Origin of the sequence: Sphingomonas mangrovi, from assembly GCF_047975845.1 — a bacterium.
Classification (GTDB): Bacteria; Pseudomonadota; Alphaproteobacteria; order Sphingomonadales; family Sphingomonadaceae; genus Sphingomonas.
In genome coordinates, this window is record NZ_JBIUCZ010000001.1 from 89,570 (window position 1) to 103,206 (window position 13,637).

The 13,637-nt window shown below is 70.0% G+C and carries 13 protein-coding genes; 3 read left to right on the forward strand and 10 right to left on the reverse strand.

Going from position 1 to position 13,637, the window contains the following annotated elements; translation table 11 throughout:
• Positions 1–10: 10 nt before the first annotated feature.
• Together ACBY01_RS00435 and recA are read left to right on the forward strand one after the other, a co-directional pair.
• The gene (locus ACBY01_RS00435; protein ID WP_416458769.1) at positions 11–364 is read left to right on the forward strand and encodes a response regulator; all 354 of its coding nucleotides are present in this window, start codon (positions 11–13) and stop codon (positions 362–364) included.
• 164 nt (positions 365–528) lie between these two features.
• Positions 529–1,623, forward strand: a complete 1,095-nt coding sequence (recA, locus tag ACBY01_RS00440; RefSeq protein WP_416458770.1) for a recombinase RecA — start codon at positions 529–531, stop codon at positions 1,621–1,623.
• A 611-nt stretch (positions 1,624–2,234) separates the two neighbouring features.
• Here the strand turns inward: recA and ACBY01_RS00445 are convergent.
• The 9 genes from ACBY01_RS00445 to ACBY01_RS00485 form a co-directional block, all read right to left on the reverse strand.
• A complete protein-coding gene (locus ACBY01_RS00445) occupies positions 2,235–3,164 on the reverse strand; it encodes a family 43 glycosylhydrolase (protein WP_416458771.1) in 930 nt (309 codons plus the stop codon).
• A gap of 85 nt (positions 3,165–3,249) precedes the next feature.
• On the reverse strand, positions 3,250–4,287 hold the full coding sequence (locus tag ACBY01_RS00450) for a glycosyltransferase family 4 protein (RefSeq protein ID WP_416458772.1): 1,038 nt from the start codon (positions 4,285–4,287) through the stop codon (positions 3,250–3,252).
• Positions 4,284–5,147 carry a UDP-2,3-diacylglucosamine diphosphatase gene (locus tag ACBY01_RS00455; RefSeq protein ID WP_416458773.1) on the reverse strand — a complete coding sequence of 288 codons (864 nt, stop codon included), beginning with the start codon at positions 5,145–5,147 and terminating at the stop codon, positions 4,284–4,286. The genes ACBY01_RS00450 and ACBY01_RS00455 overlap by 4 nt, the downstream gene beginning before the upstream one ends.
• Positions 5,148–5,280: 133 nt before the next feature.
• On the reverse strand, positions 5,281–5,568 hold the full coding sequence (locus ACBY01_RS00460; RefSeq protein WP_416458774.1) for a DUF3325 domain-containing protein: 288 nt from the start codon (positions 5,566–5,568) through the stop codon (positions 5,281–5,283).
• Positions 5,565–7,154: a PepSY-associated TM helix domain-containing protein gene (locus ACBY01_RS00465; protein ID WP_416458775.1), complete on the reverse strand. Its 1,590-nt coding sequence runs from the start codon at positions 7,152–7,154 to the stop codon at positions 5,565–5,567. The genes ACBY01_RS00460 and ACBY01_RS00465 overlap by 4 nt, the downstream gene beginning before the upstream one ends.
• Complete coding sequence (locus ACBY01_RS00470) at positions 7,151–7,468, reverse strand: hypothetical protein (RefSeq protein ID WP_416458776.1); 318 nt, start codon at positions 7,466–7,468, stop codon at positions 7,151–7,153. Before ACBY01_RS00470 ends, ACBY01_RS00465 begins: the two co-directional genes overlap by 4 nt.
• A gap of 241 nt (positions 7,469–7,709) precedes the next feature.
• Complete coding sequence (locus ACBY01_RS00475) at positions 7,710–9,041, reverse strand: PepSY-associated TM helix domain-containing protein (RefSeq protein WP_416458777.1); 1,332 nt, start codon at positions 9,039–9,041, stop codon at positions 7,710–7,712.
• A gap of 2 nt (positions 9,042–9,043) precedes the next feature.
• Positions 9,044–11,086, reverse strand: a complete 2,043-nt coding sequence (locus ACBY01_RS00480) for a TonB-dependent receptor (protein WP_416458778.1) — start codon at positions 11,084–11,086, stop codon at positions 9,044–9,046.
• Positions 11,087–11,140: 54 nt separating this feature from the next.
• Entirely contained in the window at positions 11,141–11,557 is a 417-nt protein-coding gene (locus tag ACBY01_RS00485; protein ID WP_416458779.1) for a DUF2946 family protein, read from the reverse strand.
• Positions 11,558–11,688: 131 nt separating this feature from the next.
• On the opposite strand from ACBY01_RS00485, the gene ACBY01_RS00490 reads away from it, so the two are divergent.
• Positions 11,689–12,804 carry a PLP-dependent cysteine synthase family protein gene (locus ACBY01_RS00490; protein WP_416458780.1) on the forward strand — a complete coding sequence of 372 codons (1,116 nt, stop codon included), beginning with the start codon at positions 11,689–11,691 and terminating at the stop codon, positions 12,802–12,804.
• On the opposite strand, the gene ACBY01_RS00495 is transcribed toward ACBY01_RS00490, so the two are convergent.
• Complete coding sequence (locus ACBY01_RS00495) at positions 12,801–13,595, reverse strand: SGNH/GDSL hydrolase family protein (RefSeq protein WP_416458781.1); 795 nt, start codon at positions 13,593–13,595, stop codon at positions 12,801–12,803. The two genes, ACBY01_RS00490 and ACBY01_RS00495, sit on opposite strands and share 4 nt — an antisense overlap.
• Between the last annotated feature and the right edge of the window lie 42 nt (positions 13,596–13,637).

Genomic DNA, 13,637 nt, shown 5'->3' on the forward strand with positions numbered 1-13,637 from the left:
ACGCGCGCACATGACAGCGCCTCAGCATATCCTCCTGGTCGAGGACGAACCCCTGATCGCGATGATGCTCGAGGATTTTCTCGACATCCTCGGCAAGACCGTTGCCGGCACCGCCGACAGCGTCGCGGACGCGCTGGCGCGGATCGAGCAGGGCGGCATCGACGCCGCGATCCTCGACGTCAACCTACGCGGGGGCGAGAAGAGCTGGCCCGTCGCCGACGCGCTGAGCGCGGCCGGGATTCCGTTCGTGCTCGCGACCGGCGGCTCGGGCGACGCCGTGGCGCCAGAGCATCGCGACCGCCCCGTGCTGCCCAAGCCGTTTACGATGGACGGCGTGGAAAAGGCGCTCGCCGAGCTCGGCTGAGCCGGACGACACCGTCGATCGCCTCGGCTGCGGCCCGTTTGTGGGCAGGAAGACGCACGTCTCGCGCCTCTACGTTCGCCACTTGTTCTCCAGGAACAGATGGGATACATGGCGAGGAACGCGTTGAACGGCTCGCGCGGTTGCTCTAGCGATGGAGGCCACGAATGGCGGCAAACCTCAAGGTGATCGACAGCAAGATGGCAGCGACCAACGACAAGGCGGCAGGCGATCGGCAGAAGGCGCTCGACGCAGCGCTCGCCCAGATCGACCGCGCGTTCGGCAAGGGCTCGGCGATGAAGCTGGGCCAGAAGGAAGCGATGCAGGTCGAGGCGATCTCGACCGGATCGCTCGGCCTCGACATCGCGCTGGGCGTCGGCGGCCTGCCGCGCGGTCGCGTGATCGAGGTTTATGGTCCGGAGAGCTCGGGCAAGACCACGCTCGCGCTCCACGTCATTGCCGAGGCGCAGAAGAACGGCGGCACCGCCGCGTTCGTCGATGCGGAGCATGCGCTCGACCCGGTCTACGCCAAGAAGCTGGGCGTCAACATCGACGAGCTGATCGTGTCGCAGCCGGACACCGGCGAGCAGGCGCTGGAGATCACCGACACGCTGGTGCGATCCAACGCGATCGACGTGCTGGTCGTCGACTCGGTCGCGGCGCTGGTTCCGCGGGCCGAGATCGAGGGCGAGATGGGCGACAGCCACGTCGGCCTTCAGGCCCGCCTGATGTCGCAGAGCTTGCGCAAGCTCACCGGCTCGATCAGCCGCTCGCGCTGCATGGTGATCTTCATCAACCAGCTGCGCATGAAGATCGGCGTGATGTACGGCAACCCGGAGACGACGACGGGCGGCAATGCGCTCAAGTTCTACGCGTCGGTCCGCCTCGACATCCGCCGCACCGGCCAGATCAAGGACCGCGACGACATCATCGGCAACGCGACCCGCGTGAAGGTGGTCAAGAACAAGGTCGCGCCGCCGTTCAAGCAGGTCGAGTTCGACATCATGTACGGCGAGGGCATCTCCAAGATCGGCGAGATCCTCGACCTGGGCGTGAAGGCGGGGCTGGTGGAGAAGGCCGGCGCCTGGTTCAGCTACGACTCGGTCCGCATCGGCCAGGGCCGTGAGAACGCCAAGACCTTCCTCAAGGAAAACGACGAACTGCGCGAGCGGCTCGAACGGGCGATCCGCGCGCGCACCGAAAAAGTCGCCGAGGAGATGATGACCGGTCCGGACGCGGAGGACGGCGACGACGATCTCTGATCGCGCGATCATGTAGAAAAAGGGGCTCGCCGGCTGGTGTCGGCGGGCCCTTTTCCGATCCGGCGGAGAGAGGTGCGCGCCGAGCGTAGCCGATGGTGAGCGGCGCCCGTCGGGGATCAGGATGGCTGCCGCCGGGAGCCGCTGCCGCCGGTAGCAGGGGTTCATCGCTTCGGTGACACGGCTGCCGATTCTCGCCCGGTTTGCGCAGCATCCTCCAGGATGCTGCCGACCCTCCTTTCTCACCGTCATCCTGACGGAAGTCAGGATCCATTCGGGTTACGCGGGCGGGGCGCGAACCGGAGCGAGATGCCAGCCTCCGCTGGCATGACGGAGTGAGGCAGGCGGCGGTGGTGACGCTTCCGGTGACGTGTCACGCCGAGACTACGCTAGGCGGCGTCGCTCAAGCCAATGCCGAGCACCTACGCCAGACTCAGGCACTCAGGCCCTTCTTGTCGCTCCACTCGCCGGCGGCCGCAACGCACAATCATGCCAAAGCATGTCGCGCCACCACGTCTGCCTTCCCACGTGGCTGGACTCTGCTGAGTGGTCGGGCTGAGGGACGTGCGTCCAGCCACGCCCCATGCCTTCACTCCTGCGGTTCGGCACCCGCCTCACTCCGTCATCCGCACCGGCTCGATCAGCCCGGCCGCGTCGTAGCGGATCGGCTGGATCGCGACCTGGCGTTCGCCGCGATAGGGGCCGTCGCCGGTCTGCCCTTCCCAGCGATGGTAGACGATCAGCCATTCGCCGGACTCGGGGTCGCGCACGAAGCTGTGGTGCCCGGGCCCCTTGTACTTGGCGTCGGCCTGCAGGATCACTCCACGATAGGTCCACGGGCCGGTGGGTGACGGCGCGGTCGCATAGTGCACCGAATAGTCGGCGCGGTTCCAGCGGCCGTGACTGTACGACAGGTAATAGGTGCCGTCGCGCTCGTGCAGGAACGCGCCTTCGGTGAACTGCGGCGGCTGATCGACGGGGATCTCCCGCGCGATCGTCACCATGTCGGGGGCGAGTTCGAACACGCGCAGCTTGGCGCCGGCGCTGCCGCCCGCGTAGAGCAGCCGGCGGCCGGACGCAGGATCGACGAACACCGCCGGGTCGATCGCCTCGAAGCCATCGCCGCCGGTGAGCAGCGGCTTGCCGCTGTCGGTGCAGGGGCCGGCCGGGCCGCTGCACACGGCCACGCCCAATCGGCTCGGCGTGGGGTTCTGCGGACCGATCGAATAGTAGAAATAATAGCGGCCCTGATCGACCACCATGTCGGGCGCCCAGAGGAAGTGCACCGGCGCACCATCGTCCTTCGCCCAGCGGATGTCGCTCAGTCGCAGCAGCGGGTGCTTGGTCCAGCGGCGCCGGTCGGCGGACGACCAAGCCTGCAGCCCGTCGCCGCCGGTCGGGTAGATCCACATCTTTCCGTCCGCGAACAGCGCCGAGGGGTCCGCCCCCGCGAACACCGAACGCACTTCCTGCGCCGCGCCCGCGCCCGCGCCGCTCGCGAGCAGCAGCGCCGCCGCAAGCGCGGCCTTTCCTCCAAGGTGCATCCTCATTCCTCGATCCGGTTGGTTCTCTCAACCAGAACTGGTCGAAGGCGCCGCCGACGACAAGTCATTTATCGGATCAATGGCGTCAACTGGCGAGCGCCGGCCCCTCCGCCGCCAGATGCGCGAGGAACTGATCGGTACATGCCGACCAGTCGTAGCGCGCCCCTTCGGCCGCGCACGCCGCGCGATCGGCGGTGCGTGCCGCGGTGACGGCGCGCGCGAGGTCGACGTCGACGGCGCCGATCCGTATGCCGCCCATGCCGGTACCCGCCCGGCCGAGCACGTCGGCCGGTCCCTCGACCGGGTAGCCGGCCACCGGCGTCCCGCAGGCGAGCGCCTCGATCATCACCAGCCCGAAGGTATCGGTGCGGCTGGGGAAGACCAGCACGTCGGCGGCGCGATAGGCTGCGGCAAGCGCCGCGCCATGCAGCGTGCCGAGGAAGCGCGCCTGCGGGTAGCGCTGCGCCAGCATCGCCCGCGCCGGGCCGTCGCCGACCACGAGCTTCGTGCCCGGAACGTCGAGTGCGAGGAACGCCTCCAGGTTCTTCTCCACCGCGATGCGGCCGACGTGGAGCAGCACCGGGCCTTCGCCGTCGATCGCCAGCCGCGGCCCGTCCGGCCGGAACACCGCGCCGTCCACCCCGCGCGACCAGGGGCGGCTGTGGAGGATGCCGTGCCGGGCGAGCTTGTCCGCGACCGAGGCGGTCGCCGCCAGCACCGCGCTTGCCGGCCGGTGGAAGCGCCGGATCGCCGGCCAGAAGCAGCGCGCGGGCAGGCCGGTGCGCAGCGCGAGGTAGTCGGGAAAGTTGGTGTGGAACGACGTGGTGAAGCGCTGCGCCCGGTCGAGGCACCAGCGTCGCGCCGCCCAGCCGAGCGGCCCCTCGGTTGCGATGTGCACCGCCTGCGGCCGGAGACGGTCGAGCCGGTGCCCGACCGCCAGCGACTGACCGAAGGCGAGGCGGATTTCGCGATAGCCGGGGCACGCCCAGGTGACGAACCCGTCGGGCGTGACCATCTCGACCAAGTGCCCCCGGCTTCGCAATTCGTCGACGGTCGCGGCAAGCGTGCGGACGACGCCGTTGACCTGCGGCGCCCAGGCGTCGGAGACGATCGCGATCCTCATGCCGCCGTCACCGCCGCGGCAGAACGTGCGCCCATGTCGGCACCGTCGCGATGCCAGTCGATCAGCGCCATCCGCCCGTCAGCATGCTCGACCAGCGCGGTGCAGCTCTCCACCCAGTCGCCGTCGTTGTAGTAGGTGACGTCGCCGATGCGGCGGATCTCGGCGGTGTGGATATGGCCGCAGACGACGCCGTCGACCCCGCGCTCGGCCGCGGCGTGCGCGACCGTCTCCTCGAAGCGCGAGATGAAGCTCACCGCATTCTTGACGCGGTGCTTGGCGTAGGCGGACAGCGACCAATAGGGCAGCCCCATCCGCCGCCGGCCTGCGTTCCACAGCCGGTTCGCCTTGAGCAGCAGTGTGTAGGCATGGTCGCCCAGGAAGGCGAGCCAGCGCGCGTAGAGCACCACGCCGTCGAACTGGTCGCCGTGCAGCACCAGCAGCCGGCGGCCGTCCGCGGTGGTGTGAATATCCTCGTCGAGCAGCTCGACCCCGCCGAACTCCAGCCCGATGTACTCGCGGAACGCCTCGTCGTGGTTGCCGGGAAGGTAGACCACGCGCGTGCTACGGCGGGCGAACTTCAGGATAGTGCGCACCACGTCGTTGTGGCTGGCGGGCCAGTACCAGCCCTTGCGGATCTGCCAGCCGTCGACGATGTCGCCGACCAGATAGAGCGTCTCGCATTCGATGCCGTGCAGGAAGTCGACCAGGGCCCGCGCGCTGCTCCCCGGCGTGCCGAGGTGGACGTCGGACACGAAGACGGTGCGAAAGGCGCGGCGCGGCGTGTCCGGCGCGTAGGACTCCGGATCGGCGATCCAGTCGGGCAGGCGTTTGAGGACGGGGACGAGTGCGGTGCGCTTCATGCTGCGAACTCCCATCGGGGCCGCAGCGAGCTTTAGGCGCGACAGGCTACAGCCGCTTTGCACTCCGGTGACGGTGCGGTGACGGTGTCCGCCGGCCGTCGATCCGCTCGCGTGCTCGCCGCACGCACCGCCATCAGCGGACGTGGCGGCGCGCCTGCGATCGGAAGGCGAGGTGCAGCACGACCGCTATGGCGGCCAGCGTGCAGGCGCCGAGCCATACGACGCTGCCATAGCCCCAGCCGAAGGCGAGGATGGCGACGCCGTAGCCGACGGCGAGCGCGATCCATCCCGCGACGCGGAGCCGCCGGTTGGTCGCCATGGGCAGCGTGCGGTGGAGCAGCGGCCCCTGGTGGCGCGGCAGCCCGTAGAGCAGCGCGCCGAAGCCCAGCAGCGCGGCGAGGAGCAGCAAAAGGTGGATCATGCGAGCGCGAGCTCCTTTGCACGGGGGGCACGCTGCACCCGCACCTTGGGCGCGTACCGGTGGACCTTGCGGGCGCTCCAACCCAGCGCCGCCGCGGTCGCCAGCATGACCAGATCGAAGGCGACGAACAGCCAGTCGCCCGCAGCGATGCTGGCGATCGGATTGCGCGGGGTGGTGAGCGCATTGACCAGCGGGATCGCCGCATACAGCGCCGCGCCCAGCGACAGCATCTCGACCCAGGCGCGCCGCACCGGGCGGGCGACCGCCCACAGCAGCGATCCGCCCCACACCAGGAACATGGCGTGGATTTCCCACTCCGCGCGCTCGGCCATCTGCAGCGGCAGCAGCCGGTTGGCTAGGAAATAGGCGGCGATCCCGGCCATCAGCCCGGCGATCGTAGCGATGTTGAGCCGCTCGACCAGCCGGAAGCCGAGATGCGGGCGCGCCGGATCGGGCAGCTTGGCGCGGCGTTTGACGGTCCACAGCACCAACCCGCTCGCGACCATGATCGTGCCGCCGGCACCCGACAGGAAGTAGAACCAGCGCAACCCGATCTCGGCGAAGCGGCCGGCGTGGAGCCCGACCATCACGCTCTCGGTCGCGGCCGCGCCGCCCTGGGGCGGACTGGCGGAAACGAGCCTGCCGGTCGCGCCGGAGAAGGTGACCGACGGGCCGCGCGTGCCGATGCCGCTTCCCATCGCCCGGATCAGCGTGACCGTGGCGGTGCGGTCGCCGGGGTTGGCGACGGTCACCACGCCGACGTGCGCGCCGTTCCAGCGGCGCTCCGCCTCCGCCATCATCGGCGCGATCGGCGCCAGCGGTGCGGCGACGCCGGAGCGTTCGACCGGCGGTGCCTCGCCGCGCAGCTGCTGGAAATAGGTGGTCGGCTGCGCGTAGTTGGCGGCGATACCCCAGGGCATGTACATCGTCGCGAGGGTGATCAGCCCGGTGTAGGTGATCATCAGATGGAACGGCAGCGCCGTCACCGCGGTCACGTTATGCGCGTCGAGCCAGCTGCGCTGTCCCTTGCCGAAGCGAAGCAGGAAGAAGTCGACGAAGATCTTCTTGTGGGTGACGACGCCCGACAGGATCGCGATGAGCATGAACATCGCGGCGAGGCCGACGAGATAGCGTGCCCAGTAGACCGGCATGTAGTGCAGGTCGAAATGGAAGCGGTAGAGGAAGAAGCCGCCGCGGGTGTCGCGCGCCTCCACCTTGTGGCCGTTGCCGTCGAGCACCGCCGAGGTGTCGCCACGCCCGCGCCGTCCGCGCCCGCCGCGTTTGCGCGGACCCTCCGCCTTCTCGCCTGGAACCCAGTAGACGCTGGTCTCGGCACCGCGGGTGCTGGGAAGGGTGATGTACCAGCTCGTCGCGTCCCCGGCATGCTCGGTCAGCCAGCGGGTGGCGCCCTCGGCCGATTGAAGCGTGGTGGGATGGCCGGTCACCTCCGGGCGCATCCAGCGGGTGACCTCGTCCTGGAAATAGGCGATGGTCCCGGTCGCGAACACCGCGAACAGCAGCCATCCGAGCAGCAGCCCGGTCCAGGTGTGCAGCCACGCCATGCACTGGCGGAATCCGTCCTTCACAGCCGCCCTCCCGAAGCCAGCGACAGCCACAATCCGCCGCCCAGCACCGCCCCGCATCCCGCGAGCCACAGCCACAGCCGCCACGGCGACCGCACCGCGAACGCCGTCATTGCCAGAACGGGAAACAGCACGAACGACAGCAGGGTCGCCGCCATGCTCGCCTCCGCCGGACCCGTCGGCCACAGCCGCGCCACCAGCGCGGTGAAGAGGGAGGTCACGGCATAGTTGCCGAGGCTCGCTGTCAGGACGCGGGCAGTGAGGTCGATCCGGACCCGGGTGCGGCCGGCGAGGGGCTTGGCGAGGGAGGCAGTCATCCGATCAGAACCCGATGCGCAGAGCGGCCATCGTCTGGCGCGGCGCAGGACGAGTGGGTCGGCCGAACCGCGGATGGACGCGGACCGAGGACGTGATGCTCGCCGGTCCGGCACTGATCGATCGATAGCCGCTCCCGACGGCTGCACGTCACCATGAAAACCCACCCCGCTATTGAATGTGGTTCTCAATAGCGGGGTGGGCGAGGTTGTAAACTCCTGCGAGCGAGTCGCGACGCGTGCGTTACGCACGCTGCTTTCTCGCCAGGATCGCCAGCCGCTCTGCTGCCAGCGCGACGAGCATGGTGAGTCCGGTCAGGGGGAAGAGCACCCCGCCGGCAAGCATCATCGCCAGCAGCACCCGTGCCGAGCGCCGGTCCGAGTGGCGGGGCGGTGCGGCAAGGGTGCCGGGCGGGCGGCGTTTCCACCACATCACCGCGGCACTGCCCGACAGCAGCAGGATCGCGATGCAGCCGAACAACATCAACAGCCGGTTCGGCTCGCCATATTGCTCGCCCTTGTGCGTGGCGATGCCCCACTCGACCCACTGCGCGCCGGGGCCGAACTGCGGAAAGCGGGCGTCCTGCAGCACTGCGCCGCTGCCCGCGTCGAGATACAGCGCGCGACCGTCCCCGGCACTGCGGATCGTCTTGGAGAAGAGATACGGCTCGCCGGGGGCTGCGGGCAGGCTGAGCACCCACGGAGCGGTCATGCCGTGGCGCTCGGCGAGTGCGGCGGCACGGTCGAGGCCGATGTCGCCGCGGCTGCCGTGCGGCATCGGCATCTCCTGCAGCGACCAGGGCAGCGTCTCGGCCACGTCGTGGCCGCTGTGGTCGCCGTGTCCGGGCATGGCGACCGCCGCCGCCTGTGGCGGTTCCGGACGCCCGAGGCCGTGGCTGGCGATCGCGCCGCGCACGGTGCTGCCCCAAACGCCGGTCCACGGCAAGCCGGTGAGCGCGAGGAACAGCACCACCGCGCCGGCGACGATCCCGACTGACGCGTGAAGATCTCGCCAGAACAGGCGCGCGCGAGGCTTGCCGCGCACGCCGATCGCCGGGCTGCCGCCGCGCGGCCACCACAGATAGACTCCGGTCGCCACCAGCAGGATGGCCCAGCCAGCCACCGCCTCGATCAGCGCGTTGCCGATCGGACCGGTGAGGATCAGGCTGTGGAGGTCGCGGACCGTCTGCAGGACGCCGCCCTTGCGGGTGACGCCCAGCAGCGTGCCGCGATAGGGATCGACCCAGGCGGTGCGCATCGTGCGGTCGGCCCGCGCGACGAGCAGCCGCCAGCTTCGGTCGGCGCGGGCGGGGCGGTCGACCTCGACAACGGTGTCGCCGGTCTGTTGCCGCACACGATCGACGATCGCCTCCAGCGCGAGCGGCGTGCCGGTCGGCTCCACGGCGACGAGGCTGGGGTAGATCAGCCGCTCCAGTTCGGGCTTGTAGAGGTACAGCCCGCCGGTGATCGCCAGCCAGGCGAGGAACGGAAGCACCAGCAGCCCGGCATAGAAGTGCCAGCGCCACACCGCGCGATACAGCCCGCCACGCGGCGGGACGGGGATGAGCCGAGGCATCGTCAGAACCGCAGCCGCACCGCGCCGTACAGCGCGCGCGGGTCCGCCGGGGCGTGGAGCGTCTCGGTGCCGTCCCACCAGACATAGGCGTAGCGCTCGTTCGCCAGGTTCTTGACCTGTGCCGACAGCTCGACCTGCGGGGTAAGCGCGAACGCCACTTCGCCGGTCAGCACGACATAGTCGCCGAAGCGGCCGCGGTCGTTGTTGGCGGTGAGTTCGTAAGAAGACTGGCCGTTGCCCCACAGCGAGACCCGCCAGCGCTCGGCGGGCGTGACGTCGAGCCCGCCCGAGAACAGCGTCTGCGGGACATGGTCGATCCGGTTGCCCGCCTGCGCCGGCGTCGCGGGATCGGGCGTGGCGATCCGCGCGTGCTGGTAGGAATAGGCGCCCCACAGGTTGACGCCGGGCAGCGGCCGCAGGTTGAGCTCCACGTCGATCCCCTGGCGGCGGGTGCGGCCGAGGTTGTCGAAATCGCCGTTCGGATCGTTGAGCCGGCGCTTGATCTCGCCCGTCGCGGTCTGCCGCCACAGCGCGACGCGACCCTCGAACCAGTTGCCCTCGACATATTTGACGCCGGCTTCCCAGCCGGTGTTGATCGACGGGTCGAGGTCGCTGGTGCGCGGCGGCACCTTGTACGCGCCCGCGCCGGCGCCGATCTGGAAGGTGCGCCCATAGTTGGCATAGGCGGTCAGGCCGCCGGTCGGCGTCACCGCCACGCTGAGCTTGGGCTGGCTGATCGTGCCATAGTCGTTGACCTCATAGGACGCGCCCGACAGCCGGTCGGTGAAGTCGCCCGACACCCGATCGACCCGCCATGCCGGGGTGATCTTGAGCCACGGCGTGGGCTCGATCACCGCCTGGACATAGCCGCCGTAGACGGTGAGGTCGAAGGCGTGATCGCGCGTCTGGCTGGTCAGCACGCGGCGATCGGTCAGCCAGCGGCGGCTCTTGTTGTCCTGGATCTGGACGTCGCCGCCGGCCTCGATCCGCAGCTGGTGGAGGAAGGCGACCTCCGGACGATAGTGGAGCGCCAACAGCGCGCCGTACTGGGTCTCCTCGGTGAGCCGGCGCTGCTGCGCCACCTTCGCCGAATAGCGGACGTAGCGGTCGTCGAACTGGGTGGTGACATAGCCCCTCGCGCCCAGCGACAGCCCCTCGGCGAGGTCGCTGTCGAGGTGCAGGCTGTACTGGCCGAGCCGCCGCTTGCCGCCGTCGGTCTCGGAGATCGCGTAGGAGGCCGATCGATGGTCGTCGATGTCGGCGGCGGTCAGATAGCCCGGCTCCTGCGCATGGGCGCTGGAATAGCGGGCGATCGCACCGATGCGGGTCGAGCCGAAGTCGTAGAACCATTTGCCGGCGAGGTTGCGGCGGGTGAGGTCGGCATGGTCGCGGAAGCCATCGGTATGGCGGACGCCGACGAAATAATTCTGGGTGAAGCCGCCGCGCTCGAGCCCGGCCGAGACCTGCCCCTCATAGGTGCCGAACGCGCCTCCGAGCGCCCGCGCGTCGAGGTAGCTGCCGCCGATCCGCGTCAGGATGTTGGCGTTGCCGGCGATGTTGTTGAGGCCGTAGCGCGGATCGGTGGTGCCGCGCACCAGTTCGACCGCGGCGATGTCGAGCGGCATCACCGAATCGATGAACACCATGCCGCCGTCGTTGGCGTTGCTGGGAATGCCGTCGATCAGCAGCTTGACGGCGTTGATCTCGCCCTCGCCGTTGAAGCCGCGGATCGAGAAGCGGCCGGAGGTGTTGCCCTGGTTGAAGTCGGTGAGCGTCACCCCGGGCAGGCGTGCGAACAGCTCCCAGGTGTTGTCGACGCTCTGGCGCTGGGCGAGGTCGCCGCCCAGCACGTCGATCGAGCTGAGCACGCTTCCTGCGGAACGCGGGATGCGGGTGCCGGTGACGACGATCTCGCCGACAGTGAGGCTGGTGTCGTTGGTACGTTCGGCCACGGGCTCGGCCGGAGCGGGGTCGATCGATTGCGCGGCGGCCGGACAGCCGGCAGCGACCAGCGCCGCGACTGCGGTGGTATGGAAAACGGTCATGTCGATATCCTGATCCTGGCGCGGCGGGTGCGCGCCGTAGTTTTCGATGGGGGATCAGGCGGTGGCGGGCGGTCCCCTGAGCGGCGGGCGCAGGAAGGATGGCGTGGCGGCGGGAAGGCGGATCGGCAGCCGGAACGCCGCCGCCAGGATGAAGAACAGCGCCGCCGCCAGCAGCAGCGCGTCGGTCGCCGCGAGGGCCGCCGTCGCCACGCCGGCGAAGGCGCAGGGGATTTCCTTGGAGTCGTGACCCTGCTTGTCGTTGCCGTCGTGGCTCGCGCCGTGGTCGCCGGCATGCATCGCCATCGGTGCCGCGGGGACGTAGCCCGAGCAGAGCTGGATGGTGACGCCGCCGCCGGGCGTGGCGGCGAGCATGTAGCCGGTCGGGATCAGCATCCGCATCAACAGCGCCGCCGCGACCAGCCAGGCGGCCAGTCGGCGATGGGCCAGGAGATGGCGGCGCAGCGCGGTCACGCGGTCGCTCTAGAGAGGGGAGGGGGCCAAGTCACGCGGATGCAGCTAGCCGCTCGCCCGAGCCCCGGCATTGACCTGCCGCACTTGTTGCGCGACCAACCGGCCGCCGCAGCCACGAAAGGAACGCTCCCGTGCTTCGCAACGCCGCCGACGCAGGCGGACCCCGCTCGCCCGCCCCGAGGCCCACCGACCGCGGCTGGGTGACCGAGGCGATCGCGCGGCTGACGGCGGAGCAGCGGCGATCGGCCGACACCCACCTGATCGAGGTGCCGCTGTCGGCTGCGGCCGGCGGCGTGCGGCTCTACCTCAAGGACGAGTCGAGCCACCCGACCGGCAGCCTCAAGCACCGGCTGGCGCGCTCGCTGTTCCTCCACGCGCTGTGCAACGGCTGGATCGATGCCGGGACCACGGTGGTCGAGGCGTCCTCGGGATCGACCGCGGTGTCGGAAGCCTATTTCGCCCGGCTGCTGGGGCTGCCGTTCGTCGCGGTGCTGCCGCGCTCGACCTCGCCCGAGAAGATCGCCGCGATCGAACACCTCGGCGGGCGCTGCCACAAGGTGGACGATCCGCGCACCGTCTACGCCGAAGCCGAGCGCATCGCGGCAGAGACTGGCGGGCATTATCTCGACCAGTTCACCTATGCCGAGCGTGCCACCGACTGGCGCGGCAACAACAACATCGCCGAATCGATCTTCGCGCAGATGGCGATGGAGGATCATCCGATCCCGCGCTGGATCGTCTGCGGCGCGGGCACCGGCGGCACCTCCGCCACCATCGGCCGCTATCTGCGCTACCGCGGCCACGCCACCCGGCTGTGCGTCGCCGACCCGGAAGGATCGGTGTTCCACCGCTATTTCGCCGATCGCGGGATCACCGCGTGGGACGGGCCGATGACGCTGGTCGAAGGGATCGGCCGCCCGCGCGTCGAGCCGTCGTTCGTTCCCAACGTCATCGACCGCATGATCGCGGTGCCCGACACGGCGAGCTTCAGCGGCGCGCGGCTGCTGTCGGCGGTGCTCGGCCGTCGCTGCGGTCCGTCGACCGGCACCAACCTGTTCGGCTGCCTGACGCTGATCGAGGAGATGGCGGCGCGCGGCGAGCGCGGTTCGATCGTGACGCTGTTGTGCGATCCGGGCGAGCGCTATGCCTCGACCTGCTTTTCCGACGACTGGATGGCGAGCCGCGGACTGGTCTGCCCCGAACAGGGCGCGCGGGTCGAACGGCTGCTCGGCGCCCGCTCGCGCTAGCGGCCGAGCGTCCGGCGGATCGCCGCGAGCGCGAGCGGGCGCATCGCCGCATAGCCCGCGGGCGTCGGATGCACGCCGTCGCGCGCGAGCCCCGGCTTCATCGCGCCGTCCGGCGTGGCGAGCACGCGGTGATAGTCGACATAGGTGAAGCCCTCCGCGGCGGCATAGCGCGCGAGCCAGGCGTTCATCTCGGCGATCTGCGGGGCCGGGTCCTTGCCGGGGCTCCAGGGGAAGGCGGCGGCGGGCGGGATCGACGCGAGGATCACCTTGATACCGTGCGCGCGGGCCAGTTCGGCCATGCTCTGGATGTTGCCCTGCACGGTCGCCATCGTCGATGCGCCGGTATTGCCGGCGATGTCGTTGGTCCCGGCCATGATGTGCACCGCCTTCGGGTTCAGCGCGACCACGTCTTGGCGGAAGCGGACGAGCATCTGCGGCGTCGTCTGGCCGCCGATGCCGCGGTCGACCACGCCGCCGGTGAAGAGGTCGGGATCGGCGCCGATCCAGCCGTCGGTGATCGAGTCGCCCAGGAACACGACCCGCACCGGCTGCGCCCGCGCCGCCTCGTTCTCTGCGCGGTAGCGGCAGAGCTGGCCGAAATCGCGGGTGAACATCCGCAGCTTCGTCAGGTCACGGGACGATCCGTCGGCGGCCTTCGGGTGGGTGGGGCAGGGGTCGGCGACGATCCCGCCCGGATCGTCGGCGTGCGGATCGCCCGGCAGCATGACCTGTGCCGAGGCCGGGAGGGCCGCCACCAGCAGGGTCGGCAGCAACAGGCGGGATGCACGCATCGTAGGTCTCCGTGGCTCGGGACGGCGTCCGCATCATAGCCG

Excerpts from the sequence above, each read along its gene's own strand:
- ACBY01_RS00435 (WP_416458769.1), top strand. The coding sequence starts at position 11 with ATGACAGCGCCTCAGCATATCCTCCTGGTCGAGGACGAACCCCTGATC.
- recA (WP_416458770.1), top strand. The coding sequence starts at position 529 with ATGGCGGCAAACCTCAAGGTGATCGACAGCAAGATGGCAGCGACCAAC.
- ACBY01_RS00445 (WP_416458771.1), bottom strand. The coding sequence starts at position 3,164 with ATGCACCTTGGAGGAAAGGCCGCGCTTGCGGCGGCGCTGCTGCTCGCG.
- ACBY01_RS00450 (WP_416458772.1), bottom strand. The coding sequence starts at position 4,287 with ATGAGGATCGCGATCGTCTCCGACGCCTGGGCGCCGCAGGTCAACGGC.
- ACBY01_RS00455 (WP_416458773.1), bottom strand. The coding sequence starts at position 5,147 with ATGAAGCGCACCGCACTCGTCCCCGTCCTCAAACGCCTGCCCGACTGG.
- ACBY01_RS00460 (WP_416458774.1), bottom strand. The coding sequence starts at position 5,568 with ATGATCCACCTTTTGCTGCTCCTCGCCGCGCTGCTGGGCTTCGGCGCG.
- ACBY01_RS00470 (WP_416458776.1), bottom strand. The coding sequence starts at position 7,468 with ATGACTGCCTCCCTCGCCAAGCCCCTCGCCGGCCGCACCCGGGTCCGG.
- ACBY01_RS00475 (WP_416458777.1), bottom strand. The coding sequence starts at position 9,041 with ATGCCTCGGCTCATCCCCGTCCCGCCGCGTGGCGGGCTGTATCGCGCG.
- ACBY01_RS00480 (WP_416458778.1), bottom strand. The coding sequence starts at position 11,086 with ATGACCGTTTTCCATACCACCGCAGTCGCGGCGCTGGTCGCTGCCGGC.
- ACBY01_RS00495 (WP_416458781.1), bottom strand. The coding sequence starts at position 13,595 with ATGCGTGCATCCCGCCTGTTGCTGCCGACCCTGCTGGTGGCGGCCCTC.